Source organism: Pseudomonas sp. I2 (assembly GCF_040984075.1).
Taxonomy (GTDB): domain Bacteria; phylum Pseudomonadota; class Gammaproteobacteria; order Pseudomonadales; family Pseudomonadaceae; genus Aquipseudomonas; species Aquipseudomonas guariconensis_B.
Genome location: NZ_JBCGFQ010000030.1, coordinates 1 through 24,712 on the forward strand (window position 1 = coordinate 1; position 24,712 = coordinate 24,712).

Here is a 24,712-nt window from a genome sequence, read left to right on the forward strand (position 1 = left end):
CCGGCGACTCGCCCCAGGCGCAGCCGGGGCAGTCGAAGCCACCGTTCTGGTTGGTCTTGAGCATGGCCCGCAGGTTCTTGAAGGCATTCTCGCTGCCCAGCCAGGCCTTGGTCACGCTCTTGAGCGCACCCCAGCCGGCAGCCGGCCCGTTGTAGGTTCTAATATGTTCTTCTTCGCTCATCAGGTAACCCTTGATTGGCACGCAGAGGGAGGTCGAATTGAAGTGCGAACTTCCAGGTGCGCTTCAAAACTTTACAACGGCAGACTATTTTTGCTGCCGCGCCCCGTCCAATCAAAAGTAACTACAGAGTGATCGGGCTTATCTATGAGCCCGTAAAAACAGGGGTTTCCGACGCATTGCAAGTTAGTGATAGATGACACTTATCAAGTATTAAAAGAAAGCAATTTGACGAACACCGCGAACATTCATAAGCTGCAAATGCCTATATGAATATAGACCCATTAATATATTCGACGCCCATATCAGAGCAGCGTCCAGCCCCTGGATCGAGTTGGCAAATATTAGGGCCGCTGCGCGCCCCATCGCCGGCAAGCCGGCTCCCACAGGATAGCGCCGAACTCGAGGGGCGCGCAGCGGCCCTAATGGCAGTTGCCCCACCAACCGAAAGCACTTCGCTCAGTTGAGCTCCGAACGCATCACCCGCACCGGCACCGACTTGTACGACGGCGTGCCACTGTCCACGTCGATATAATCCAGTGGCACCAATTGGTTCGCCTCCGGATAGTACGCCCCCACCGAGCCAGCAGAGATCTTGTACTCGATGGCCGTGATTCGCTCATAGCGCATCTTCCTGCCATGGGAGACCGTCTCGATGTCCACCAGGTCGCCATGGGCCAGGCCACGCGCCTCCAAGTCCGCCGGGTTCATGAACAGCACATCGCGCCGGCCGAACACACCGCGGTAGCGGTCATCCATGGCATAGATGGTGGTGTTGTACTGGTCATGGCTACGCAGGGTGATCAAGCGCAAGACATCGTCGCCATCGACTTCCTTGTCTTCATGCAGCCCTGGGAAGACGAAGAACTCAGCCTTTCCGGAAGGTGTCATCCACACCCGCTCCGTGGCAGGCAGCGGCATGCGGAACCCACCGGGAACACGGATGCGCTCGTTGTAGTCGTCAAAGCCCGGGATGGTCTTCTCGATCAGGTCACGGATCTTGTCGTAGTCCGCGGCAAGCGCCAGCCAGGGCACGGGGCTGTCAGGCAGGGTCGCGTGGGCCATGCCCGCCACGATCGCCGGTTCCGAGCGCAAGAACTCGGAGGCGGGATTCAACTTGCCGGCCGAGGCATGGACCATCGACATGGAGTCCTCGACGGTGATGGACTGGCGCACGCCCCCTTGCACATCCAGCTCGGTGCGGCCGAGGCACGGGAAGAGGAAGGTTTCCTTGGCGACCAGCAAGTGGGTACGGTTGAGCTTGGTGCCGATGTGCACGCTCAGGTCCAGCTTGCCCATGGCCGGGAAACACTGGCCCGGGTCGGGCAGCGCCACGGCGAAGTTGCCGCCCAGGCAGATGAGTGCCTTGGAGGTGCCGGCGATCATCGCCTGCATGGCCTGCACGGCGTCGTGGCCATGCGCGGTTGGCGGCTTGAAGCCCAATACCTCTTCGATCTTCCGCAGAAAGCTGGCGGAGGGCTTCTCGGTGATGCCCACCGTCCGGTTGCCCTGGACGTTGGAGTGGCCGCGCAGCGGGCAGATCCCCGCGCCAGGCTTGCCGAAATTCCCCCGCAGCATCAGCAGGTCGCAGATCAACCGGACGTTGGCCGTCCCCTCGTTGTGCTGGGTAATGCCCATGCCATAGGTGACGATGGTCGCGTTGGACTTGGCATAGGCTGCAGCCACCTTCTCCATTTGCGCCTTGCTCAGGCCGCTGGCCTGTTCTATGTCTGGCCAGGCGGTGGTCAGCAGGTCGGCTTTCAGCGCATCGAAACCATTGGTGTGGTGCTCGATGAATTCATGGTCGAGCACACCCCCGACAGCGTCTTCCAGCTCCAGCAGCGATTTCATCACGCCCTTGATGGCCGCCGCATCACCGCCGGCCTTCACCTGCAAGTAGGTCGAGGCGATCCGCGTGGAGCCGTAGGTAGCCATCTCGATCATGTTCTGCGGGTCGGCGAAGCGCTCCAACGCGCGCTCGCGAAGCGGGTTGAAGACCATGATCGGCACCTTGCGTCGCGACACTTCGTGCAGGGTCCCCATCATGCGGGGATGATTGGTCCCGGGGTTGTGGCCGATCGAGATCACCAGCTCGCAAGACTCGAAGTCATCCAGCGACACCGACCCCTTGCCCATGCCGATGGAACGCGGCAAGCCCACGCTGGTGGGCTCGTGACACATGTTCGAGCAGTCCGGGAAATTGTTGGTGCCCAGCGCCCTGGCGAACAACTGGTACAAGTAGGCCGCCTCGTTGGACGCCCTGCCGGAGGTATAGAACTCGACCTGGTTCGGCTCCAGGCCACGGAGTATCTCGCCGATCCTGGCGAATGCCTGCTCCCATTCGACCGGCTTGTAGGTATCGCTGGCCCGGTCGTAGGCCATCGGGTGGGTCAGCCGGCCGAGATCTTCCAGCTCGTAGTCCGTGCGATGGAGCAAGGTGGCGACCGGGTGGTTGGCGAAGAACTCCGGGGTGACGCGCTTGTTGGTCGCCTCCCAGGTCACGGCCTTGGCGCCATTCTCGCAGAACTGGAAGGTCGAGCGATGCTCCTTGTCCGGCCAGGCGCACCCTGGGCAATCGAAACCGTCCGGCTGGTTGGTGCGCATGAGGGTGATAGGCGCCTTGAGCGTGTCCATCTGCTCTCGTACCGCCGTTGCAGTCGCCTTGAGTGCGCCCCAGCCTCCCGCCGGGCCATCGTAGTTGCGAACACCAGGTACCTTGCGTCGATTCGCCATGGTCACTCCCTACACGACTTATCCGATAACGCTATAAGTCGATAGTTGGATTATCAACCGCTGTTATAGCGGGGTCGCTGGCAATACCGCTGATGTTTCAAGAACAGTAAAAAGATACAACCTCGATGAAGAAAGGCAAATGAACCCAGTTGGCCGCGGCAGGCATCAGCCCATTGCAGGATTGCGCACATAGCGGGCCAGCACATAGCAACTGGCGATCAACACCGGCACGATCGCCAGCATGCCCATGTACGTCTGCCCGGTGAGGTCGTTGATCAAGCCCACCATGGCCGGGGCGATCATGCCGCTCAGTTGCCCCATGGAGTTCACCGCGGCAACGGCACTGGCGATGGCGATGCCCGAAAACGTCGACTGGGGCAGGCACCAGAAGATCGGTATCGCGATGAACGACCCTGCGGTCGCGAGCACCAGGGCCGCCATCAATATGACCGGGCTGTCGAAGAACCAGCAAGCCAGTAGGTAACCGACCGTGGACGCCAGCATGCACAGCATCAGGTAGGACTTGCGGTCCCCTGTACGGTCGGATCGCCGCGTCATCCATAGCATGCCAACGCAGGCGACCGCGTAAGGCAAGGCGGTCAGCATGCCGACATGGAGCATGTCCTTGACGCCCGACTGGGCGATCAGGTGCGGCATCCAGAAGTTCAGGCCATAACTCGCCATCTTGATGCCGAAGTACACGAACGCGAAAACCGCCACTTCGCGCGTCACCAGCACCCTCCAGAACGAGGAATGGCTTTCGGGCACCTTGTCACGCCCAGCTTCCACATTCTTTTGCAGCAGGTCCTTTTCTTCCTGGGAAAGCCACTTGGCGGACTGGATATCCCGGTCCAGTTTCCACAGCACGACCAGCCCCATCAGGCAGCACGGCAGGCCGGAGAGCACGAACAGCCAGTGCCACCCCGCCAACCCCAGGAAACCGTCCATGCCGTTGAGCACCAGCCCTGCGAGCGGCGCGCCGACAGCGCCGGAGAGGGGGATGGCGAGGAACCAGATCCCATTGATGCCAGCCAGCTGCTTCTTGGGGAACCAGCACGCCATGTAGAACAGGATGGCCGGGCCGAACCCTGCCTCCATGACCCCGATGAGAAAGCGCAGGAAGTACAAGGTGTATTGCGAATACGCGAACACCAGGGCAGCCGTCGCCAGCCCCCACGAGATCATGATGCGGCAGATCCAGGCCGGCGCACCGTACTTCCTCAGGCCAAGGCCACTGGGTACCTCGAACAGCACGTAGCCGATGAAGAACATGCTCGCGGCCAGACCATAGGCCGTATCGCTCAGCCCCAGTTCGGCCTGCATCTGCGTCTTGGCGAAGCTGATGTTTATCCTGTCGAAATAGGAAAACAGGAAGCAGATGATGGCCAGCGGGACGATGCGCCAGGCCACCCGGCGGTAGAGCAGCAACTCTTTCAGATGATCCTCGCCCGAGGCCTGCTGGGCCGAAGCGTTGGTAACGGTGACCATGGGGTTTCTCCGGTTTTTCTAATTGTTCGAGATGAAAAGTCCTTTTCCCAATGCCGGTCAGTTAAACGGCATCAGGCTCGTTGGCGGCGCTGAAGATACCGGCCGTCTGCAGCCCCTCGATCCGGGTATCGTCATACCCCAGGCCTCGCATGACCTCGACGGTATGTTCGCCCACGCGCGCCAATGCAAGACGAGGCCCGAAACGCTCCCCATCGAAGCTCAGTGGCAGCAACGGCACTTCGGTATGCGAACCGTCGTCCAGTTGCAACGTGGCCAGGCCACCGCTGGCCTGCAGGTGGGGATCGTCGAACAGTTCCTCGGGCTTACGAATCGCCGCGAACGGAATGCCATTGCGCTCCAGTTGCACCGCCAGCGCCTGGGCATCCAGGGTGGCGAAGATCTCGGCCAGGTGGGCGAGCAGCCGGGGGCGCTGCGCCACACGCGCCGTGTTGGTCGCAAGGCTGGGATCGTCCAGCAGCGCTTCCTGGCCCAGGACCCTGCACAGCGCAGCCCATTGCCCATCGCCGGTTGCCGCGACGAACATCTGCTCATCGCCTGCGAACCTGAAAACGTCATAGATCGACCAGGCGCTGATCCTGCTGGGCATCGGCGCAGGTGCCTGGCCGGTCACGGCATACTGTTGCATGTGCTGGGCGCAAAGCAGCACGCAGTTCTCGAACAGGGCGCTCTGGATCGCCTTGCCTCTGCCCGTCCGGTTTCGCTCATGCAAGGCGGCGAGAACGCCAATGGCGCCGAACATGCCGCCCATGATGTCGTTCACCGAACTGCCCGCACGCAGCGGTTGCCCCGCGGGGCCGGTCATGTAGGCGAGCCCGCCCATCATCTGCACGACTTCGTCCAATGCCAGGCGATGTTCGTAAGGGCCCTTCAGGAAGCCTTTGTGGGACACGTAGATCAGCGCGGGGTTACGCGCGTGAAGCGTGTCGTAGTCCAGGCCGAACCCGGCCATGCGCCCGGGCTTGAAGTTCTCGATGAACACGTCGGCGCTATCGACCAGGGCCAGGATCGCTTCCTGGCCGGCCGTCGTGCCCAGGTCGACGGCGACGCTCTTCTTGTTGCGGTTGAAGATCCTGAAAAAGCCCGCGCCCGCCCCGGGAAGGTGCCGCGTGCCATCCCCTTTCGGTGGTTCGACCTTGATCACCTCGGCGCCCAGGTCAGCCAATACCATGCCGCACGCAGGCCCCATCACCATGTGGGACAGCTCGACGACACGAATCCCTTCAAGCGGCAGCGTTGACATCGGATGCACTCCGTTACAGGCCTTCACGCCCGAGTGAAATCAAGCAAAGGTTGGAACGCGCCTGGGCAGGCCGGCACGTGCGAGGTGGCCATGCAGCTGTTCGCCAGGCAGCGAGGTTTCGACGGCTTTCCGGCACGCCAGCAAGCGCTCGATGTCGATACCGGTTCGAAAGCCCATGCCCTCGAGCATGAACACCAGGTCTTCGCTGACGGCGTTACCCGACACCCCCGGGGCGAACGGACACCCGCCAATGCCGCCCAGGGACGCATCCAGCTCACGAATGCCGTGCTGGACAGCCACCAGCGAGTTGGCCAGGGCCTGCCCGCGGGTATCGTGGAAATGCACCGAGCGCAGCTTGTCGCCGGCAACGGCTCGCACCGCCTGCAGCGTTCGCTCGACCTGGCCCGGGGTGGCGTGGCCGGTGGTATCGGCCAGGGAAACGATGTCGCAACCGGCCTGCACGACCTTCGCTGTCAACGCGAGCAGGTCGTGCAGGGGAACCTGCCCTTGCAAGGTGCAGCCGAAGGCGGTCGACATGCCGGCGATCATCGTCACCGGATGGCCTGCCTGGTCGCGCAGCTCGCACATGCGGGCGAACGCTTCGACCATCTGCTCCGGGCTACGGCGCACGTTCGACAGGCTGTGGGCGGCACTGACCGACACCGGCACGATGATGCGCTGGGCGCCAGAGGCGAGCGCGGCCTGTGCCCCGTGCAGATTGGGCGCCAGCACCGTGACGGTCAGGTCCGCAAAGGCCAGGGCATGGGCGACGACCGCGTCGGCATCGGCCATTTGCGGCAGGCGCTTGGCGGGCACGAACGATGCGACCTCCATGTGCCGCACACCGGCCTCGTAGGCCATGTCGATCCATTTCAGCTTCGCGGCGGTGGGCATGATGCTGCGAAGGCTCTGCAAGCCATCGCGCATGCCGACTTCGTTCAAGGTGATGTGGTTCATGCCGGCCCCAGGCGAGAGGAAGTGCTGCCAGCCTAAGGAGCTCGCAAAGCGCGGAAAAGACGTTTTTGGCGGTGCTATCCATCTCCGTCGGCGATGGATAGCGCGACGCCGGTGCCGCTTGCCTATGCGGAAACAGGTGTGGCCAAGAGATGATCGAGCAGGCGCCTGGCCGCAAGCGAAAGGCTCGCGCTGTCCCGCACGCAGATGACGAACTCGTCCGTGACCCAGTCATCGGTCAGCGGAATGACCCGCAGCCCGAACAGCTCCACATACCGCGCCACCGCCTCGCGGGGAAAGATGGCCAGCACCATGCCTGCAGCCACCAGGCGCAGCGCCGCATCGAAGGACGATACGCAGGTTCGGTACTGCAAGTCCTTGCCCGCCGCACGGGCCCGTTTCTGCATCTGGGTACCGAGCGTGGAAAAGGCCGAGATGTTGAGGTGATGGAAATCCAGCGTCTCGACGAAGCTGAGGCTTTCACGGCCCGCCAGGGGGTGGCGGGCATTGACCACGACCGCCAGGTGGTCGCTGCGGTACGGATGGAACTCCAGGTCGCCTTCGGCCATGGACTTGCGGCAGACGCCGATATCAGCCTGCCCTTCCTCGATGCCACGTACCACATCCGAGCTGAACCGCTCCTCGACATCGACCTGGATATGTTCGTTCTCGGCCAGGAAGCGGGCGAGCTCTTCGGGCAGGAACTCCATGAGCGACGACACGTTGGCCAGCACCCGCACATGGCCGCGAGCACCTTCGGCATATTCGCTCAGCTCGCCTTGCAGGCGCTCGATGTCGCGCATGAACTTTCGTGCATGGCGGAGCAACGCTTGCCCGGCCGGGGTGGGCGCCACGCCTTTCTTGCCGCGCACCAGCAACGCGGTGGCGAAGGCCGACTCGATGTCCGAGATCCGCTTGCTCACCGCTGAAGGCGCGATGAACTCCCGTGCCGCAGCCGCCGCGATACTGCCCTCCTCGCACGCGGCGATGAAGAGCCTGAGCGATACCGGATCAAATTGCCACATGGTCTTCCTAACGGGCCTTGCCCAGGCCTGGTGTCATCATCAGCGCAACAATTCCTGGATCTGTTCGCGCAGGTTATCGAGGTCGAACGGCTTGGCCAGGATCGGCGCCTTGCGCGTGATAGGGCTGCCGCAATCGCGGATTTCCGCCGGATAACCGCTGATGAAGATCACCTTCAGGTCCGGCCGCAGCTTGACCGCCGGCTCGGCGATATCCACGCCGGAGATCCCGCCCGGCAGGCGGAAATCGGTCACCATCAGGTCCAGGTGCGGCTTGCTGGCGAGGATGGCGAAGGCCTGCTCGCCATCCTCGGCCACCAGCACATGGTAGCCCTCGCCTGCCAGGTAATCGCGCAGGATCATGCGAATCGCCGGCTCGTCCTCGACGATCAATACGACATCTTGTGCATCTTCACTCATGGCAGCGCCTTGCAATTCAACAGGTTGGCTATCTGACCCCAGGCTCACGCAGAGGTTGCCTGCGCCTGGTCGCTTTCTCGCCGTGCCGTCGCCAGCGGCAGGTACAGGCTGAAGGTCGCCCCCTTGCCCTCCTCACTGTCGACCTGGATACGCCCGCCGTGAGCCTGGACGATCTGCTCGCAGATGTACAGGCCAAGCCCCAGGCCGCCACTGGCCTGCTGCGCAGCGACCCGCTCGAACTGCTGGAAGATCCGTTGCTGGTTAGCAGCGCTGATGCCGATGCCCTGGTCCTGAACCTGCACACAGGCCATGCCGTGCGCCTCGAACACCCGCACCCGTACCGGCCGCCGCTCGCCATAACGCAGGGCATTGGACAACAGGTTGGCCACCACCTGCTCGATGCGAAACTCATCCCACTCCCCCGGCAATGCCTCGCAGCGCTCCAGTTCGATGTGGGTGTCGAGGGCGGTGGCCTGGGCCGCGAAGTTCTCGACCAACCCCCGTACCAGGTGGCCGAGATCGAACGGCTGGGTGCGGATCGACAACTTGCCGGTGCGTATCCGCGACACATCGAGCATGTCCTCGATCAGCCGGATCAGGCTGTTGATCTGCCGTTCGTCACGCTCGACCATGGCGCGCAAGCGGTCTTCGGTGAAGGCCGCGAGGTTGCCCCTGGCCAGGTGCATCTTGCGCAGCTGGGTCTCGAGGATCAGGCCATTGAGCGGCGTGCGCACCTCGTGCGAGACGATCGACATGAAGTCGTCGCGCATGCGCACCGCATGCTCCAGCTCGCTGCGCGCCACCTGCAGCTGGGCCAACAACTGCTCCTGCTCCTGGCGGCTGTGCTCGAGGGCTTCCAGTTGGCGATTGAGGGCCTTGCGCTGGCGGTACAGGTCGACGAACACCGAGACCTTGCTCTTCACCGCCAGGGTATCGAGAGGCTTGTGCAGGAAGTCCACCGCGCCGCTCTCGTAGCCCTTGAAGGCATAGTTCATCTCCCGCCCGGCGGCGCTGACGAAGACGATCGGGATGCTCTTGGTCTTCTCGGTACCGCGCATCAACTCGGCCAGCTCGAAGCCGTTCATGCCCGGCATCTGCACATCGAGGATGGCCAGCGCGAACTCATGCTCGAGCATCAGCGACAATGCCTGCTCGGCGGACTGGGCCCTGTGCACTTCGCGATCCGCACCCTGGATCAGGGCGTCGAGGGCCAGCAGGTTTTCCGGCAGGTCGTCGACGATCAGCAGTTTGGCGATGATATGGCTTAGCATGCGCAGGGTTCCAGGGTCGCGAGCAGTTGCCCGATACCGTTCAGGGAAAGGATATGGTCGGGCCGATGCAGGGCCAGTGCGGCCTCCGGCATCAGCGCGACCTGTGCGTCGCGGGGGGCCTGGACCACGGTCCGGCCCCCGCTGTTCTTGATGCAGGCAAGCCCCTGGGCACCGTCTTCGTTGGCACCGGTGAGCAGCACGCCAAGCAAACCGGGGCCATAGGCATCGGCCGCCGACTGGAACAGGAAGTCGATCGCCGGGCGGGAGAAATGCACCGGCTCTTCCTGGCTCAGCGACAGGGTCAGGTCACGCTCCACCGACAGGTGGTAGCCAGGCCCGGCCACGTAGATCAGCCCCGGCGCGATGCGCTCCTTGTCACGGGCCTCGCGCACTGGCCGGTGCAGGCGCCGCTGCAGCACCTCGGCCAGCTGGCTGTGGCGGTCGTCAGGCAGGTGCAACACGCACAGCACCGGGATGCCGAACCCCGGCGGCAAGGCACCGAGCACCTTGAACAGCGCCGCGACACCGCCGGCCGAAGCGCCGATGACCACCGCCTCTACCCCGATCATGATTTGCGGTAGATCCGTTCGGGCCGTACCAGCGCCTCGAAACGCTCGCCGTAGGCGGAAAAGTCCACCGACTCCTTGCTGCCCAGGACCAAGAAGCCGCGGTGGCACAACGACTCGTGGAACAGGCCCAGGGCGCGGTCCTGCAGGTCCTTGTTGAAATAGATCAGCACGTTGCGGCAAGACACCAGCTGGGTCTCGGAGAACACGCTGTCGGTGGCCAGGCTGTGGTCGGCGAAGGTCACGTTGTCGCGCAGGCTGGCGTCCATGATCCCGTTGCCATAGGCGGCGGTGTAGTACTCGGAGAAGTCGCGACGCCCACCGGCCTTGCGGTAGTTCTCGGCATACTTGTGCAGGTCCTGCAGCGAGTAGATGCCTTGCTTGGCTTTTTCCAGCGAGTGCGGGTTGATGTCGGTGGCATAGATGATGGTGCGCTCGAGCAGGCCTTCCTCGTGCAGCAGGATGGCCATCGAATAGACTTCCTCGCCCGTGCTGCAACCGGCGATCCATACCTTGAGCGACGGCCAGGTGCGCAGCAGCGGCACCACCTCGTTGCGCAGCGCGAGGAAGTGCCCCGGGTCGCGGAACATCTCGCTGACCGGGATCGTCAGGTACTGCAGCAGCTGCATGAACATGCCCGGGTCGTGCAGCACCCGCTCCTGCAGCGCCGACACCGTACGGCAGTCGAACTGGCGCAAGGCATGCAGGATCCGGCGCTTGATCGAAGCGCCGGAATAATCGCGGAAATCGTAGCTGTACTTGAGGTAGATCGCCTCGATCAGCAGCCGGATCTCGATATCGGTGTTACGTTCGCTAGTCAAATTCGCTCCAGTTGCGGCAGCCAGACACGGATCAGGGAAAACAGCCGGTCCAGGTCGATCGGCTTGGCCAGGTAGTCGTTGGCACCGGCCTGCAGGCAACGCTGCTGGTCATCCTTCATCGCCTTGGCGGTCACGGCGATGATCGGCAGCTTGCGCCAGCGGGGCTGTTGGCGGATCAGCCGGGTCGCCTCGTAGCCGTCCATCTCCGGCATCATCACGTCCATCAGCACCAGGTCGATGTCCTCGTGCAGCTCCAGGCGCTCGATGGCCTCGCGCCCGTTGCGGCCGATCTCGACGATGGCGCCCTTGTGCTCCAAGGCGCTGGTCAGGGCGAAGATGTTGCGCACATCGTCGTCCACCAGCAGGATCCTGCGCCCCTCGAAGACCTTGTCGCGGCTGCGCGCGGTCTTGAGCATGCGTTGGCGCTCGTGGGACAGCTGCGACTCGACCTTGTGCAGGAACAGGGTGACCTCGTCGAGCAGGCGCTCCGGCGAGCGCGCGCCCTTGATGATGATCGAGCGCGAGTACTTGAGCAGGTCGGCCTCTTCCTCGCGGGTGAGGTTGCGCCCGGTGTAGACGATCACCGGCGGGAAGGCGCGGATCTGCTCGCAGGTCATGCGCTTGAGCAGCTCGTTGCCGAGCATGTCCGGCAGCTTCAGGTCGATGATCATGCAGTCGTAGACGTGCTCGCGCAACAGCGCCAGGGCGTCCTGGGCCAGGGCCACGGCAGTGATCTCGATGTCGTCGTCGCCGATCAGCCGAGCGATGCTCTCGCGCTGCAGGTCATCGTCCTCCACCAGCAGGATGTGCTTGAGCTTCTGGGTGAGCTTGGCTTCCAGGCGGGCGAACACGTCCTTGAGCTCCTCGCGGCTGGTGGGCTTGACCGCATAGCCCACCGCGCCCATGTGCATGGCCGCCTCGACGCGGTCCTCCACCGAGAGGATGTGCACCGGGATGTGGCGGGTCGAGGCCTGCTCCTTGAGGCGCTGCAGCACGGTGAGCCCGGAGTGGTCGGGCAGGCGCATGTCGAGCAGGATGGCGTCCGGCGTGTATTGCACGGCCAGGGCGAAGCCTTCGTCGGCGGCCTGGGCCACCAGGCAGTCGTAGCCCAGCTCGTGGGCCAGGTCGAAAAGGATACGGGCGAAGTTCGGCTCGTCCTCGACTACCAGGATGCAGCGCCGGGTGAACGGCGCCCGCTCGCGGTCGTCGGCGAATGCCGGGGCCTGGCGTGGCGCCTGGACGGGCACGGGCACCGGCATCGTCAGCGGTGCCGGCGGTTCATCGGCGTCAGGTCGCGGGCTGTGCGCGTGGTCCTGTTCCTCCGGTGCCTCGTAACGCGCCGGCAGGACCAGGCTGAACACGCTGCCCTGGCCAGGGCTGCTGTCGACGCTGATGTGTCCACCGAGCAGGTGGGCAAGGTCGCGGGAGATCGACAGGCCCAGGCCGGTGCCGCCATAGCGGCGGTTGCTGGTGCCGTCGACCTGGTGAAAGGCGCCGAAGATCGCCTGCTGCTGGTCGGCGGCGATGCCGATGCCACTGTCGCGCACGGTGAAAACGATGCCCTGCCCGGCCTGCTGGCTGATGTCCAGGCTGACCTGGCCGTGCTCGGTGAACTTGATGGCGTTGGACAACAGGTTCTTGAGAATCTGCTCCAGGCGCTGGCGGTCGGTGAACAAGGTCGCCGGCACCTGCGGCTCGACCTGCACCTTGAAGGCCAGGCCCTTGTCCTGGGCCAGGGGCTGGAACATGGCCTGCAACCCTTCTACCAGGCGTTCGAGCTGGGTGGGCTCCGGACGTACCTCGAGCTTGCCGGCCTCGACCTTGGCGATGTCCAGGATGTCGTTGATCAGGTTGAGCAGGTCGTTACCGGCCGAGTAGATCGACTCGGCGAACTTGACCTGTTCCTCGCTGAGGTTGCCTTCGGCGTTCTCGGCCAGCAGCTTGGCCAGGATCAGCGAGCTGTTGAGCGGCGTGCGCAACTCGTGGGACATGTTGGCGAGGAACTCGGACTTGTACCTGTTCGAGCGCTGCAGGTCCTCGGCGCGAGCCTGCAATTCCAGCTGGGCTTGGTTCAGCTCGCTGTTCTTGCGGTCCAGGGCCTCGGTGCGCTCGGCCAACTGCTCGTTGGTCTGCTCGAGCTCTGCCTGCTGGGTCTCCAGATGGGCCTGGGACTCCTTGAGCACCCGCGACTGTTCTTCCAGTTCCTCGTTGGCGGTCTTGAGCTCTTCCTGCTGGACCTGCAGCTCTTCGTTGAGCTGCTGGGTCTCGGCCAGCACCTCCTGCAGACGCTGGCGGTAGCGGGCGGTTTCGATGGAAATGCCCAGGTTGCCGCCGACCTGCTGCAACAGCTCGCCGTCGCGTTCGTGCAACGGCCGCAAGAAGCCCAGCTCGATGACGCCATTGACCTGGCCGTCATCGCTGAGCGGCATCAGCAAGGCACTGCGTGGCAGGCCGCTGCCCAGGCCGGAGCTCAGGCGGTAGTAGTCTTGCGGCAGATCGTCCAGGCGCAGCAGGCGCGACTGGCGAACCGCCTGGGCCAGCAGCCCTTCCTGGCTGCCGAGCCGTTGCTCGCGGGCCTGTTCCTCGGCATCCAGCCCATAGCTGGCTACCCGAACCAGATGCCCCTGCTCGTCGCGTATGTAGAAGGCCCCTACTACGCTGCCCAGGTAGCTGGCGAAGAAACGCAAGACATTGTCGCCGAGCATGGGCAGGGTCAACTGGCCCAGCACCTGCTCGGCCAACTGGGTCTGGCCGTTGCGCAGCCAGGCCTGTTGCTCCAGCCGCTCGGCCGCGCGCTGCTGGGCCTGCAGGTTGTCGACATAGCTGTCGGACAGCGCCAGCAGGTCACGCCGGCCCAGGTACGCCAGCAGCCCGGTCAGGGCGACGATCAACGCCACGAAGGCGCTGATGGCCGTCATCGTGACGGTGTTGACCGTCGCATTGCGCGTCATGCGCAGTTGCTGCTCGCTGGCGATGAGATCGTCGAACTCCTTGCGGATCTCGTCGGTCAGGCGCTTGCCCTGGCCGTTGCCAATGCTGCTCTGGTAGTCGCCCTGGTTGCGGCGCAGGGCGATCATGGCGCCGCCGAAGTCGTTCCAGGCGCGCTGCAAGGCGATCAGCCGGTCGATGCGCTCGACCTGCTGCGGGTTGTCCGCCACCATGGCGCGCAGGCTCTGCAGGCTGCTGAAGATGCGTGGCTTGGCCACCTCGTACGGGTCGAGGAAGCGCTCGTCGCCGGTGATCAGGAAACCGCGCATGCCGGTTTCCATGTCGATCGAAAGCTTGACCGTCTCGTTGGCATTGCCGATCACCTGATCGGTATGCTCGACCCACTGCATGGCCGAGAGCAGGTAGTTGATCACCGCGACGAAGGCCACGGCGCCCAGCAGGCCCACCCCCAGGGGGAGACCGATGTTGCGGCTCAACAGCTTGCGAAAGCTTTGCTGATCCATCGAGGCTGCTTGAATCATCTGAAAACGCCTGAGCGAAAAAAGTCCACTGAAGGGCCTGGCGGGCAGGTCCTGCCGCTGCGCCCACTGGCTTCATAGCGAGTCTAACCAGCTTTGCCAGGTCTGACAGGGCACTTAGCCAGTATTTGAAGGTACCCTGCGCTAATCGTTCCCTGGAAAGGTGCCGATCGTTATGCTTGGGGGAACTTCTGCCAGCGCCGCAGGCACTGAGTAGAAATCCCCTTTTCCCTGAACAGGACCCCGGATCATGCAACTTCTGGTAGTCGAAGACGACGACATCGTACGCATGCTGATGGTCGAAGTGCTCGACGAGTTGGGCTATACGGCCATCGAAGCAGCAAGCGCCACTGCCGCGCTGGCGATCCTCGAGGATCCCGGGCAGCCCCTGGCCCTGCTGATGACCGATGTGGGCCTGCCAGACATGCGCGGCGAGGAACTGGCGGCCCGGGCGCGGCAGGCAAGGCCACAACTGCCGGTGCTGTTCGCCAGCGGCTATGCCGAAAGCGTCGAGGTGCCGCCGGGCATGCACCTGATCGGCAAGCCGTTCAGCATCGAGCAGTTGCGTGAAAAGGTGGTGGGGATACTGGGTAGGCCGTGAGGTGCGGGGACAGGGCCATTCCCATCGACTCATGATTAAATAGCACCTTTTGACCCCCAAGGCCCTCCCCCATGCTCCACGTCCTGGTCATCGGCTACGTCTGGCCCGAGCCTCGTTCCTCCGCCGCCGGCGGGCACATGATGCAGATCCTCGAAAGCTTCCTGGCCCACGGCTGGCGCATCACCTTCGCCAGCCCGGCAAGCGTCGGCGAGCACAAGGCCGACCTCGCCGCGCTGGGTATCGCCGAACAGGCCATCGCCCTCAACGATGAAAGCTTCGACCGCTTCGTCGTCGACCTGGCCCCGGACGTCGTGCTGTTCGACCGTTTCATGATGGAGGAGCAGTTCGGCTGGCGGGTGGCGAAACATTGCCCGCAGGCCCTGCGCGTCCTGGAGACCTCCGACCTGCAGAGCCTGCGCGAGGCCCGCCACCAGCTGCTGCGCCGGCGCTTGGTGGAGGGCCTGGACCCCAACGATTTCCGCGCCCTGTTCAACACCAGCGGCCCCGACCTGTTCCGCCAGATGGCGCCGGCCGACCTGACCCAGCGGGAACTGGCGGCGATCTACCGCAGCGACCTGTCGCTGATCATCTCCGACGTGGAGATCGACCTGCTGGTCAACGGCTTCGGCGTGCCGGACTACCTGCTGCACTGGTGCCCGCTGATGCTCGACCCGGCCACCCAGAGCCTGCGCCCGTACGCCGAACGCCAGCACTTCCTGAGCATCGGTAATTTCCGCCATGCGCCGAACTGGGACGCGGTGCTGTGGATGAAGCACAACCTCTGGCCGATGATCCGCCGGCGCCTGCCCGAGGCCCAGTTGCATCTGTACGGTGCCTATACCCCACCCAAGGCCACGGCCCTGCACAACCCGCGCGAAGGCTTCCATGTGCAGGACTGGGCCGAGGATGCCCTGGCGGTGATGAGCGCCGCGCGCATCTGCCTGGCGCCGCTGCGCTTCGGTGCCGGCATCAAGGGCAAGCTGACCGACGCCATGCTCTGCGGCACACCCAGCGTGACCACGCCGATCGGTGCCGAGGCCATGCATGGCCCACTGCCCTGGCCCGGCGCGGTGGCGAGCACCGCCGAAGGGCTGGCCGAGGCCGCCGTGCGTCTGTACAGCGACGAAGCAGCCTGGCAGCAGGCGCAAGCTGCCTGCGCGCCATTGCTCCAGGCGCGCTACGACCAGCGTCGCCACGGCCCGGCCTTGGTCGAGCGGATCGAACACAGCCTGGCGCACCTGGCCGAGCAGCGCCTGTACAACTTCACCGGCGCCATGCTGCGCCATCACCAGCACAAGAGCACCCAGTACATGGCCCAATGGATCGAGGCGAAGAACCGCCTGACCGACGTGCAGGCCACTAGCGCCGCAGCAGATAGGTGTCCATGATCCAGCCCTTGCGCCGCCGCGCCTGCTCGCGGGCCTCGAGGATCTGCGCCTTGACCGCCACCAGGGGCCCGGCGATGAGTATCTCGTCGGCGGTGCCCAGGTAGGCGCCCCAGTAGATCGTCAGCCCCGGGTCGTCGAGTTCGGCGAAGGCACACTGGCCGTCGAGCATCACCACCACGTTGTCGATACGCGCCTGCTCGGCCAGGCGCCGGCCCGGCAACACGGTGAGCGGCTCGCCGATACGGTTGAGGGGAATCTGGTGACGCGCCGCCAGGGCCTGTACGCTGCTGATCCCGGGAATCACCTCCAGGCGCAGCGCCACACCCCGTTCACAGACCAGGTCGAGGATGCGCAGGGTGCTGTCGTACAGCCCCGGCTCGCCCCACAGCAGGAAGGCGCCGACATCCTCGACGCCAAGTTCGTCCTCCAGCAGGCGGGCATACAGGGCGGCACGTTGCTGGTGCCAGTCCTGCACCGCACCGACATAGTCCGGCGCTTGGCCATCGCGACGCGGGTCCTCGACCTGCACCAGGCGGTAACCACCTTGCGGCCGGTAGCGCTCGAGGATGGCCTTGCGCAGGCGCACCAGCTCATCCTTGTCGGTGCCCTTGTCCAGCACGAAGAACACCGAGGCGCGCCGCAGCGCGTCCACCGCTTCGAAGGTGACCTGGCGAGGATCGCCTGGCCCGATGCCAATCAGTAGGAGTTGTTTCATCGCCCCGCCCGTCCGCAAACCAGCGGCCATTGTCGACCGTCCGCCCGCATCGGGTAAAGCGTCCTACAAAATCGAGAAGTTGTAGCTGACGATGATCCGCGTCTCGTCCATGTCCCGCGCCCATTGTGCGTAGTTGCTGCGGTAGGTGGAGTTGCGCAGGCGCACGCTGAGGTCCTTGAAGGTGCCACCCTGCACCTGGTATTTGAGCTCGGTGTCGCGTTCCCACTCCCGGCCCTCGGCGGTGCTGCCTGGCACGCGGATATGGTCGCCGTTGATGTAGCGGGTGAAGAAGGTCAGCCCTGGCACGCCGAGAGCCTTGAAATCGTAGTCGTAGCGCAGTTGCCAGGAACGCTCCTGGGCCGCGGCGAAGTCGTTGACCTGGGCGTAGTTGACCAGGTACGGATTGCTGCCGTCGAGGTACGGCATCGCGCTCTCGCCGTACATGCGCTGCCAGCCGGCGCTGACCTTGTGGCCACCCAGGTTGTAGCCGAGCATGCCACTGAAGGCGCGGTGGTCGATCGCTCCGGCGCGGGCGTTGCCGATGTCGTCGCTCTTGATCAGGCGCAGGTCGGCGACCAGGCTACCCAAGGTCAACGGCTGGCTGGCCACCAGGCCGAGGAAGTGCTGGCGATAGATGTTCTCCAGCTTCGCCACCTGGTACTGGGCGCTGAGGCGGTCATTGAAACGGTAGTCGAGGCCGGCCAGGTCGAAGTGGTCGGCCTCGATGCCGCAGGCGTAGCGCTTGTTCTTGCAGTGGACGCGAATGTCCTGGCGGTCGGTGGAGTCACGTGCGGTGTACTTGTCCAGGCGTGCCAGGGTGAGCTTCAGGTCGCGCACCTCCTGCGAAGTCAGCATGGCACCGTGGAACAGGGTTGGCAGCAGGCGGCCATCGTTGTATTTGAGCAGCGGCATGTCCGGCATCATCGAGCCATAACGCAGCACGGTGCGCGACAGCCTCAGCTTGCCGGCCACGCCCAGCTTGGCGTATTCGTCGGCGGAACGGCGCGGGTCATGGCCACTGGAGGGCAACAGCCCACTGTTGCTGTCTGCCGGGCTGGAGTCGAGCTTGAAGCCGGCCATGCCCAGGGCATCCACGCCGAAACCCAGTGGGCCCTGGGTATAACCGGAGCGAACATCGAGGATGAAACCCTGCGCCCACTCTTCACGTTTCGATGCGCCCTGGCTGGAACTGCTGTGGCCATCACGCAAATCCCGGTTGAAATAGACAGTGCGTGCTTCGACTTTGGCCGTGCTGTCTTCAAGAAAACCGGCGGCCTGGGCATCGATAGCGGCGCACAGCAAGAACAGGCCGGCAACACGGCGCCCAGGGGCCAGGGGAAAGGGGGCAAACATGCGAGGGGACATCCGAAAAGAAGGGCGAATACCAACCGGGAGCGCAGTTTGCCCCCGGGACTGCAAGACTGCGGGAAAAGATCCCTGCCATCATCTGCCATGATCGCCCGGGCGCTCTACGACAGGCCATTGGACCATGGTCTAGACACCCGGGCAGGGCATGCCGCGCACCTTGGCCAATACCGCGCAAAAAACTAGCAAAGTTCCCGGATAATGAATTGAAAGTTTGCGGTTTACCCACTAGCCGACGACTACTACACTCATTATCAGCGAACAGTTTTTTCCCACCGCGTGGCCGGCGTTTATTGCTTTTCAATGTTCGTCACGTCATGCCACGGCAGACTTACAGGAGTGATGACAGTGTCCAGACTTGCAGAGTTTCGTGCTGCCGAAAAAGCGCTTCAGGAGCAGATGGCGCAACTGGAAGCGATGAAAAAGGATGCCGGCCTGAAACGCGAAATCGAATTCGAGCAGAAACTACTCGGCCTGATGAAGAGCTATGACAAGAGCCTGCGCGACATCATTGCCATCCTCGATCCGAAGCAGGCGGCCAAGGCCCCGGGCACACCGCCGAAACAGCAACGCCGCCCGCGGGTGGTGAAGGTCTACGAGAACCCGCACACCGGCGAGCTGATCGAGACCAAAGGCGGCAACCATCGTGGCTTGAAGGCCTGGAAAGAACAGTACGGCGCCAAGACCGTGGAAAGTTGGGTGCGCTCATGAAACATCAACACACACTTCACACTTTTTTCACAGCGGCTGGTCCAGTATCGAACCAGCTAAAGGACTAGCGACCCCATCACGCGCCCGCACATGCGGGCCTCTAATTCCAGCGCCCTGCCTTCGTGCAGGGCGTTTTCATTTGCGCGCCCACCTGACTGCCGTATCATGACGCACCTGTCTTTACCGCTGGCGCCTCACGGCCCAGCCCCGTTCCTGGAGTACCCATGAGCCTGCACGACCTGCAAACCCTGCCCGGCGTCACCGCCCAGCCGGACGCCGCCACCGCCAACTTCGTCTTCAACCACACCATGCTGCGGGTCAAGGACATCGAGAAGTCCCTGGACTTCTACACACGTGTCCTAGGCTTCAGCCTGGTGGACAAGCGCGACTTCCCGGAAGCGGCCTTCAGCCTGTACTTCCTGGCTCTGGTCGACCCGGCCCGGATCCCGGCCGACGACGCCGAGCGCCACCAATGGATGAAGTCGATCCCTGGCGTGCTCGAGCTGACCCACAACCACGGCACCGAGAACGACCCCGAGTTCGCCTACCACGACGGCAACACCGATCCGCGCGGCTTCGGCCACATCTGCATCTCGGTGCCGGACGTGCGCGCAGCCTGCGAGCGCTTCGAAGCCCTGGAAGTCCCCTTCCAGAAGCGCCTGAGTGATGGCCGCATGAAGCACCTGGCCTTCATCAAGGACCCGGACGGCTACTGGGTGGAAATCATCCAGCCTGGCGAACTCCAGGGCTGAAACCTGCGCGGTACGCTCGTCGGGCCGGGAACTCCCGGCCCCTCGCTGTGGTATATGGAAATGACCGCTTCCAAGCCACAGCGAGGTAAGGACGATGCAAACCCTTCACTGTGAATACCGCGACCACACCATCACCGCCAGCGTGATGGCTCACCCGGACTCCCCCCTGCCCTATGCCGCCGGCTGCCGGATCACCGACCCGGAAGGGCACACCAGCAGGCGCATCGCGCTGCCATTGAAGATGGCGTTTCTCTGCGACCTGGAAAATGCCCAGCATGCGGCGCTCGCCCATGGGCGGTGGCTGGTCGACCAGCAGCTGGATGGCCATCGCAAGGCCTTCTGAGCCTTGGTGAACCGGGGGCCGCACAGCGGCCCCGTCAATCCTGCCCCCGGGCATAGACCACCGCGGCGTCCACCTGCGCCTGCGTCGGACGCACCCCGGTGTACAGCACGAACTGCTCCAGCGCCTGCAGGGCAATGACCTCCAACCCAGTGATGACCGGCTTGCCCAACACCTCGGCCCGGGCGATCAACGGCGTGCGCGCCGGCATCGCGACCACGTCGAATACCCGTTCGGCCGCCGCGATGGCAGTTTCCGGAAACGCCAGCTGCTGCGCCTCGGGCCCGCCCGCCATGCCGATCGGGGTGACGTTCACCAGCATCGGCGGGCACAGGTCGTCCAGCTCGGCCTGCCAGCGATAACCGCAAACATCCGCCAATTGCCGCCCGGCCTGCTCATTGCGGGCGACGATGATCCCTTCCCGGAACCCGGCGTCCCGCAGCGCGCTGGCCACCGCCTTGGCCATACCGCCGCTGCCACGCAAGGCAAACGCGGTACCCGGATCGACCTCATGCCGTGCAAGCAACTGGCGCACCGCCAGGTAGTCGGTGTTGTACGCCTTCAGATGGCCGTCGCTATTGACCAGCGTATTGACCGATTCGATCGCCGCCGCCGACGGGTCGATCTCGTCGACCAGCGCCATGCAGGCTTCCTTGTAGGGCATCGACACGCCACAACCGCGAATACCCAGGGCCCGGATGCCCGCCACCGCCGCCGGCAGGTCCTGGGTGGTCATGGCCTTGTAGTAATAGTCCAGGCCCAACTGCTGGTAGAGGTGGTTGTGAAAGCGTACCCCGAAGGTGCCGGGCCGCCCGGCCAGGGAAATGCACAGGACGGTGTCTCTGCTGGGTGGGATGGCCATTGCCTGTTCCTTCTCGCTGAATCGTTCATGCAGCGTAACAGAGAGTGCCTGCCATCCTTACACAACCTTTACCCTGCACCCGCTACTCGCTTGACGGTCACCGCTGTCATCATGGGGACACCCACTGCGCTGGCGATCGTTGATAAAAGCAATGATCACTATCGAGGAAGTTGATTTCAAAACGCGCCGACGGCTCCGTAAGGTAGGGCCAAGTTCCACAGGAGATACCCAATGGCCACTATCCAGATCATGTCCGTCATCGGCAGCGCCGTCCCGGCTCCCTTGCGTGAACAGGGGATGCTGGCCTGCTGGTACCTGGTGCGCAATGGCGAGGCGGTCAGCGGCCCGCTGGCATCGCGGGCTTCGGCCCAGGCCCTTGCCGAACGACTGCAGGCTACAAGCTTGCTCGCCTGAACGAATTTTGTTGTGCGTTGCTCTCTATGCCTCTGTTGCCCGCCTTCCCTGGCGGGCTTTTTTTTTGACCTGGCGAGCCGACGAACGGCGCCGGGGAGAAACGTTCCAGCATGAAGCTTTTTTCATTTCGACGCCTGCGATCAACGAGCAATCGACAGCACTTCGACCATACTCCAGAATGCACGGTTTCTGGGGGAAACCCTTGCACAGCCAACGACATACCAACCTTTAGTGAGCCTCAACGTGAAAACTCCCCTGTCCATTCTCAGCCTGCTGCTGTTGCTCACAGGAACCACCATCCCTCCGTCGACCGCTGCTGCACAACCCTCGGCCCAGGTACAACGCGACCCCGCCAAGCTGCACCTGGCCTCTGGCAGCGCCCTGCTGATCGACCTGAACACCCACAAGGAGCTGTACGCCAGCCATGCCGACCGCGTGGTGCCCATCGCTTCGGTGACCAAGCTGATGACCGCGATGGTGGTGCTCGACGCCAGGCAGCCGATGGACGAAATGCTCACCATGACCATCGCCAACAACCCACAGATGAAAGGTGTCTATTCGCGGGTGCGGCTGGGCAGCCAACTGAACCGGCGCGAGACCTTGCTGATTACCCTGATGTCGTCGGAGAACCGGGCGGCCAATAGCCTGGCCAACCATTACCCGGGTGGCTATGGCGCCTTCATCAAGGCGATGAACGCCAAGGCCCGCAGCCTGGGCATGACGCAGACCCGCTATGTCGAGCCCACGGGCCTGTCGACCCAGAACGTCTCCACGGCCCGCGACCTGGCCAAGCTGCTGCTGGCGTCGCGCAAGTACCCGATGCTCAGCGAGCTGTCCACCACCCGCGAGAAGACCGTGGCCTTCCGCAAGCCCAACTACACCCTGGGCTTTCGCAATACCGACCACCTGGTGAACAAGAGCGACTGGGACATCACGCTGACCAAGACCGGCTTCACCAACGATGCCGGCCACTGCCTGGTGCTGCTGACCAAGATGGACAACCGCCCGGTGGCCATGGTGATCCTCGACGCCTTCGGCAAGTACACCCACTTCGCCGATGCCAGCCGCATGCGCCAATGGCTGGAAACCGGCACGGCCAAGCCGGCGCCGGCGGTGGCGATGCAGTACAAGGCCGAACGCCAGAACCGCGCGCGGCTGGCAGCGGATTGACTGCGCAGCCAGGGCTGCGTTGCAGCCCAAGGTGACACCCCAGGCCCTCTCAGGCCTGGGTGCTGACCATACCGCCAGCACTGCTGCCACCGGCTTTGCTCAGCGCTTCGAGCAACTGGGCGGTAGCCGCCAGGATCTCGCCATTGAGGGTGGCGATGCTGGCCTGCTTGGCGCTGACCGCCGCCAGCTTGCTGGTTTCGTCCATCTCCCGCTGCATGAGCTCGGCCAGTTGCTTCTGCTCCTCGGCCAACTGCTTCTGCAGCTTCTTGATCATCTCGCGCAATTGCTTGATGTGCGGCGGCTCGCTGCTGTCCTCGGCACTTTGCGCCTGTTGCGCTCGCTCGCCACCACGAAGCCCGGACACATCGACCTGCAAGCGCCCTTCGCGCTGGCGCCCCTGCCCGGCCTCGCTCACCTCGCCAGCATTGGGCAGCGATGCCGCGGGGATGTTGATTGCGGTGATTCCTACCATGTTCCCCATGTCCTCACTTGAGTCCTTGTACCCCGCTTCTATCGGCTATCCAGGACATTTCTTGAGTCGAGTGACCGCCGCAAGCCCCCCAGGTAAATTCTCCACCCTCCGGCTCGTCCTAATCGGTGTACTTGCACAGGACTCGGAGCGCCTTGCGCGGCGCCTCTACACGACTATCCAAGGAACGCCTCCATGAGCCAGACCTCTTCCCCCGAAAAAATCCACGACCTTATCGGCGTCGGCTTCGGCCCTTCCAACCTGGCCCTGGCCATTGCCTTGGAAGAGCTCGCCGAAACCAACGGCCATGCCCTCGATGCCCTGTTCATCGACAAGCAGAGCGACTACCGCTGGCACGGCAACACCCTGGCCACCCAGAGCGAACTGCAGATTTCCTTCCTCAAGGACCTGGTCTCGCTGCGCAACCCCACCAGCCCATATAGCTTCGTCAACTACCTGCACCAGAAACAACGCCTGGCCGACTTCATCAACCTCGGCACGTTCTACCCCTGCCGACTGGAATACAACGACTACCTGCGCTGGGCCGCCGAGCATTTCGCCACCCAGGCGGTGTATGGCGAAGAGGTGCTGCGCATCGAACCGGAACTGCGCGACGGTCGCGTCGATCACCTGCGCCTGGTATCTCGCGACCAGCAGGGTCGCGAACACCTGCGCCGTGCACGTTCGGTGGTGGTCGGCAGCGGCGGCACGCCGAAGATCCCCGAGGCCTTCCGCGCCTTCAAGGGCGACCCTCGTATCTTCCACCACTCCCAGTACCTGAGCGCCCTGCAGCAACTGCCTTGCACCGAGGGCAAGCCGATGCGCATCGCCGTGGTCGGCTCCGGCCAGAGCGCCGCCGAGGCCTTCATCGACCTCAACGACAGCTACCCGTCGGTCAAGGTCGACATGATCCTGCGCGCCTCGGCCCTCAAACCGGCCGACGACAGCCCGTTCGTCAACGAGATCTTCGCCCCCGAGTACACCGACCTGGTGTTCAACCAGCCCCACGCCGAGCGCGAAAAACTCATCGCCGAGTACCACAACACCAACTACTCGGTGGTCGATGTCGACCTGCTCGAACGCATCTACGGCATTCTCTATCGCCAGAAGGTCGCCCACAATCACCGTCATGCCGTACTTTGCCGTCGCACTATCGAAGATGTGGTGAACACCGCCGAAGGTATCGAACTGACCCTGCGCGACCTGGCCACCAACGTACGCCAGACCCATCGCTACGACGCGGTCATCCTCGCCACCGGCTACGAGCGCCGCTCCCACCGCGAACTGCTCGCCCCCCTGCAGCAGCACCTGAAGGACTTCGACGTGGACCGCGACTATCGCGCCCTGGCCAGCCCGGAGTTCGGCGCCAGTGTCTACCTACAAGGCTTCTGCGAAGCATCCCATGGCCTGAGCGATACCTTGCTGTCTGTGCTGCCGGTACGCGCCGCTGAAATCGGTCAGTCGCTGTACAAGCACCTGAGCAAACAAGCCACGGGGGCACATGACGTCGTAGCGCTTACCCGCGCCTGAATATCAGGGGCTGCAACGCAGCCCCAATGTTGTTCAACTTGAAGCGCCCTCCCCCATACACAGCGCCCCCTCCTGGCGCTGTGCCGCCCGCTGATGCCCAGTTGGCAACCCCTCCCAGATACAATCTGCAGAAAACCAGGGCCCAGGCAGGCCCGAAAGCCCCTAATGGCCATCGCTGAAATATTTGCTTTCATTTACAGTGGCAGGATTTCGA

At 63.8% G+C, this 24,712-nt stretch carries 23 protein-coding genes; 8 read left to right on the forward strand and 15 right to left on the reverse strand.

The annotated features are described in order from the left end of the window. The 11 genes from WCE05_RS16310 to WCE05_RS16360 form a co-directional block, all read right to left on the reverse strand. The coding region (locus WCE05_RS16310) for a hypothetical protein (protein WP_225790360.1) at positions 1-181 on the reverse strand (181 nt) is incomplete at its 3' end. Positions 182-637: 456 nt separating this feature from the next. Then, positions 638-2,911: an FdhF/YdeP family oxidoreductase gene (locus WCE05_RS16315; protein WP_225790359.1), complete on the reverse strand. Its 2,274-nt coding sequence runs from the start codon at positions 2,909-2,911 to the stop codon at positions 638-640. A gap of 165 nt (positions 2,912-3,076) precedes the next feature. Then, positions 3,077-4,399, reverse strand: a complete 1,323-nt coding sequence (locus WCE05_RS16320) for an MFS transporter (RefSeq protein ID WP_225790358.1) — start codon at positions 4,397-4,399, stop codon at positions 3,077-3,079. 61 nt (positions 4,400-4,460) lie between these two features. Next, positions 4,461-5,660 carry a CaiB/BaiF CoA transferase family protein gene (locus tag WCE05_RS16325; RefSeq protein ID WP_368816164.1) on the reverse strand — a complete coding sequence of 400 codons (1,200 nt, stop codon included), beginning with the start codon at positions 5,658-5,660 and terminating at the stop codon, positions 4,461-4,463. A 39-nt stretch (positions 5,661-5,699) separates the two neighbouring features. Beyond that, entirely contained in the window at positions 5,700-6,617 is a 918-nt protein-coding gene (locus tag WCE05_RS16330) for a hydroxymethylglutaryl-CoA lyase (RefSeq protein ID WP_225790357.1), read from the reverse strand. 122 nt (positions 6,618-6,739) lie between these two features. After that, on the reverse strand, positions 6,740-7,639 hold the full coding sequence (locus WCE05_RS16335) for a LysR substrate-binding domain-containing protein (RefSeq protein WP_225790356.1): 900 nt from the start codon (positions 7,637-7,639) through the stop codon (positions 6,740-6,742). 39 nt (positions 7,640-7,678) lie between these two features. Next, positions 7,679-8,056: a response regulator gene (locus tag WCE05_RS16340; protein ID WP_225790355.1), complete on the reverse strand. Its 378-nt coding sequence runs from the start codon at positions 8,054-8,056 to the stop codon at positions 7,679-7,681. Positions 8,057-8,100: 44 nt separating this feature from the next. Next, positions 8,101-9,327, reverse strand: coding sequence for an ATP-binding protein (locus WCE05_RS16345; protein WP_368816165.1), 1,227 nt, complete (start codon positions 9,325-9,327; stop codon positions 8,101-8,103). Then, the gene (locus tag WCE05_RS16350) at positions 9,321-9,896 is read right to left on the reverse strand and encodes a chemotaxis protein CheB (protein ID WP_368816166.1); all 576 of its coding nucleotides are present in this window, start codon (positions 9,894-9,896) and stop codon (positions 9,321-9,323) included. The genes WCE05_RS16345 and WCE05_RS16350 overlap by 7 nt, the downstream gene beginning before the upstream one ends. Beyond that, the gene (locus tag WCE05_RS16355; protein WP_225790352.1) at positions 9,893-10,714 is read right to left on the reverse strand and encodes a protein-glutamate O-methyltransferase CheR; all 822 of its coding nucleotides are present in this window, start codon (positions 10,712-10,714) and stop codon (positions 9,893-9,895) included. Before WCE05_RS16355 ends, WCE05_RS16350 begins: the two co-directional genes overlap by 4 nt. Further along, positions 10,711-14,184, reverse strand: a complete 3,474-nt coding sequence (locus WCE05_RS16360) for a response regulator (RefSeq protein WP_368816167.1) — start codon at positions 14,182-14,184, stop codon at positions 10,711-10,713. Before WCE05_RS16360 ends, WCE05_RS16355 begins: the two co-directional genes overlap by 4 nt. A gap of 247 nt (positions 14,185-14,431) precedes the next feature. Here WCE05_RS16360 and WCE05_RS16365 point away from each other — a divergent pair, with 247 nt between their 5' ends. Continuing rightward, entirely contained in the window at positions 14,432-14,782 is a 351-nt protein-coding gene (locus WCE05_RS16365; RefSeq protein ID WP_368816168.1) for a response regulator, read from the forward strand. A gap of 71 nt (positions 14,783-14,853) precedes the next feature. Beyond that, positions 14,854-16,170, forward strand: coding sequence for a glycosyltransferase (locus tag WCE05_RS16370; RefSeq protein WP_368816169.1), 1,317 nt, complete (start codon positions 14,854-14,856; stop codon positions 16,168-16,170). Here the strand turns inward: WCE05_RS16370 and cobF are convergent. After that, complete coding sequence (cobF, locus tag WCE05_RS16375) at positions 16,142-16,885, reverse strand: precorrin-6A synthase (deacetylating) (protein ID WP_368816170.1); 744 nt, start codon at positions 16,883-16,885, stop codon at positions 16,142-16,144. The two genes, WCE05_RS16370 and cobF, sit on opposite strands and share 29 nt — an antisense overlap. 63 nt (positions 16,886-16,948) lie before the next feature. After that, positions 16,949-18,238, reverse strand: coding sequence for an OprD family porin (locus WCE05_RS16380; protein ID WP_225790347.1), 1,290 nt, complete (start codon positions 18,236-18,238; stop codon positions 16,949-16,951). Positions 18,239-18,598: 360 nt separating this feature from the next. On the opposite strand from WCE05_RS16380, the gene WCE05_RS16385 reads away from it, so the two are divergent. The 3 genes from WCE05_RS16385 (at position 18,599) to WCE05_RS16395 (ending at position 20,056) form a co-directional block, all read left to right on the forward strand. Continuing rightward, positions 18,599-18,961, forward strand: coding sequence for a histone-like nucleoid-structuring protein, MvaT/MvaU family (locus tag WCE05_RS16385; protein WP_225790363.1), 363 nt, complete (start codon positions 18,599-18,601; stop codon positions 18,959-18,961). Positions 18,962-19,185: 224 nt separating this feature from the next. Further along, positions 19,186-19,713 (forward strand): lactoylglutathione lyase, encoded by a 528-nt coding sequence (gloA, locus tag WCE05_RS16390; protein WP_225790346.1) that lies wholly within the window; start codon positions 19,186-19,188, stop codon positions 19,711-19,713. A gap of 94 nt (positions 19,714-19,807) precedes the next feature. Then, positions 19,808-20,056 carry a hypothetical protein gene (locus WCE05_RS16395; RefSeq protein WP_225790345.1) on the forward strand — a complete coding sequence of 83 codons (249 nt, stop codon included), beginning with the start codon at positions 19,808-19,810 and terminating at the stop codon, positions 20,054-20,056. Positions 20,057-20,090: 34 nt separating this feature from the next. Here WCE05_RS16395 and WCE05_RS16400 read toward each other — a convergent pair whose 3' ends face one another. Beyond that, a complete protein-coding gene (locus WCE05_RS16400) occupies positions 20,091-20,915 on the reverse strand; it encodes a shikimate 5-dehydrogenase (RefSeq protein ID WP_368816171.1) in 825 nt (274 codons plus the stop codon). Positions 20,916-21,146: 231 nt separating this feature from the next. Here WCE05_RS16400 and WCE05_RS16405 point away from each other — a divergent pair, with 231 nt between their 5' ends. Continuing rightward, positions 21,147-21,329 carry a hypothetical protein gene (locus tag WCE05_RS16405; RefSeq protein ID WP_225790343.1) on the forward strand — a complete coding sequence of 61 codons (183 nt, stop codon included), beginning with the start codon at positions 21,147-21,149 and terminating at the stop codon, positions 21,327-21,329. Positions 21,330-21,572: 243 nt separating this feature from the next. Beyond that, the gene (pbpG, locus tag WCE05_RS16410; protein ID WP_253081089.1) at positions 21,573-22,499 is read left to right on the forward strand and encodes a D-alanyl-D-alanine endopeptidase; all 927 of its coding nucleotides are present in this window, start codon (positions 21,573-21,575) and stop codon (positions 22,497-22,499) included. 49 nt (positions 22,500-22,548) lie between these two features. On the opposite strand, the gene WCE05_RS16415 is transcribed toward pbpG, so the two are convergent. Beyond that, a complete protein-coding gene (locus WCE05_RS16415; protein ID WP_225790341.1) occupies positions 22,549-22,971 on the reverse strand; it encodes a hypothetical protein in 423 nt (140 codons plus the stop codon). Positions 22,972-23,163: 192 nt separating this feature from the next. On the opposite strand from WCE05_RS16415, the gene WCE05_RS16420 reads away from it, so the two are divergent. After that, complete coding sequence (locus tag WCE05_RS16420; protein WP_225790340.1) at positions 23,164-24,498, forward strand: lysine N(6)-hydroxylase/L-ornithine N(5)-oxygenase family protein; 1,335 nt, start codon at positions 23,164-23,166, stop codon at positions 24,496-24,498. The last annotated feature ends 214 nt before the right edge of the window (positions 24,499-24,712 follow it).

Coding starts and splice junctions, on each gene's coding strand:
- WCE05_RS16420 (WP_225790340.1), top strand. CDS start 23,164: ATGAGCCAGACCTCTTCCCCCGAAAAAATCCACGACCTTATCGGCGTC.
- gloA (WP_225790346.1), top strand. CDS start 19,186: ATGAGCCTGCACGACCTGCAAACCCTGCCCGGCGTCACCGCCCAGCCG.
- WCE05_RS16380 (WP_225790347.1), bottom strand. CDS start 18,238: ATGTTTGCCCCCTTTCCCCTGGCCCCTGGGCGCCGTGTTGCCGGCCTG.
- WCE05_RS16360 (WP_368816167.1), bottom strand. CDS start 14,184: ATGATTCAAGCAGCCTCGATGGATCAGCAAAGCTTTCGCAAGCTGTTG.
- WCE05_RS16315 (WP_225790359.1), bottom strand. CDS start 2,911: ATGGCGAATCGACGCAAGGTACCTGGTGTTCGCAACTACGATGGCCCG.
- WCE05_RS16340 (WP_225790355.1), bottom strand. CDS start 8,056: ATGAGTGAAGATGCACAAGATGTCGTATTGATCGTCGAGGACGAGCCG.
- WCE05_RS16350 (WP_368816166.1), bottom strand. CDS start 9,896: ATGATCGGGGTAGAGGCGGTGGTCATCGGCGCTTCGGCCGGCGGTGTC.
- cobF (WP_368816170.1), bottom strand. CDS start 16,885: ATGAAACAACTCCTACTGATTGGCATCGGGCCAGGCGATCCTCGCCAG.
- WCE05_RS16345 (WP_368816165.1), bottom strand. CDS start 9,327: ATGCTAAGCCATATCATCGCCAAACTGCTGATCGTCGACGACCTGCCG.
- WCE05_RS16325 (WP_368816164.1), bottom strand. CDS start 5,660: ATGTCAACGCTGCCGCTTGAAGGGATTCGTGTCGTCGAGCTGTCCCAC.
- WCE05_RS16405 (WP_225790343.1), top strand. CDS start 21,147: ATGGCCACTATCCAGATCATGTCCGTCATCGGCAGCGCCGTCCCGGCT.
- WCE05_RS16395 (WP_225790345.1), top strand. CDS start 19,808: ATGCAAACCCTTCACTGTGAATACCGCGACCACACCATCACCGCCAGC.
- WCE05_RS16330 (WP_225790357.1), bottom strand. CDS start 6,617: ATGAACCACATCACCTTGAACGAAGTCGGCATGCGCGATGGCTTGCAG.
- WCE05_RS16415 (WP_225790341.1), bottom strand. CDS start 22,971: ATGGTAGGAATCACCGCAATCAACATCCCCGCGGCATCGCTGCCCAAT.
- WCE05_RS16365 (WP_368816168.1), top strand. CDS start 14,432: ATGCAACTTCTGGTAGTCGAAGACGACGACATCGTACGCATGCTGATG.
- WCE05_RS16400 (WP_368816171.1), bottom strand. CDS start 20,915: ATGGCCATCCCACCCAGCAGAGACACCGTCCTGTGCATTTCCCTGGCC.
- WCE05_RS16370 (WP_368816169.1), top strand. CDS start 14,854: ATGCTCCACGTCCTGGTCATCGGCTACGTCTGGCCCGAGCCTCGTTCC.
- WCE05_RS16335 (WP_225790356.1), bottom strand. CDS start 7,639: ATGTGGCAATTTGATCCGGTATCGCTCAGGCTCTTCATCGCCGCGTGC.
- WCE05_RS16320 (WP_225790358.1), bottom strand. CDS start 4,399: ATGGTCACCGTTACCAACGCTTCGGCCCAGCAGGCCTCGGGCGAGGAT.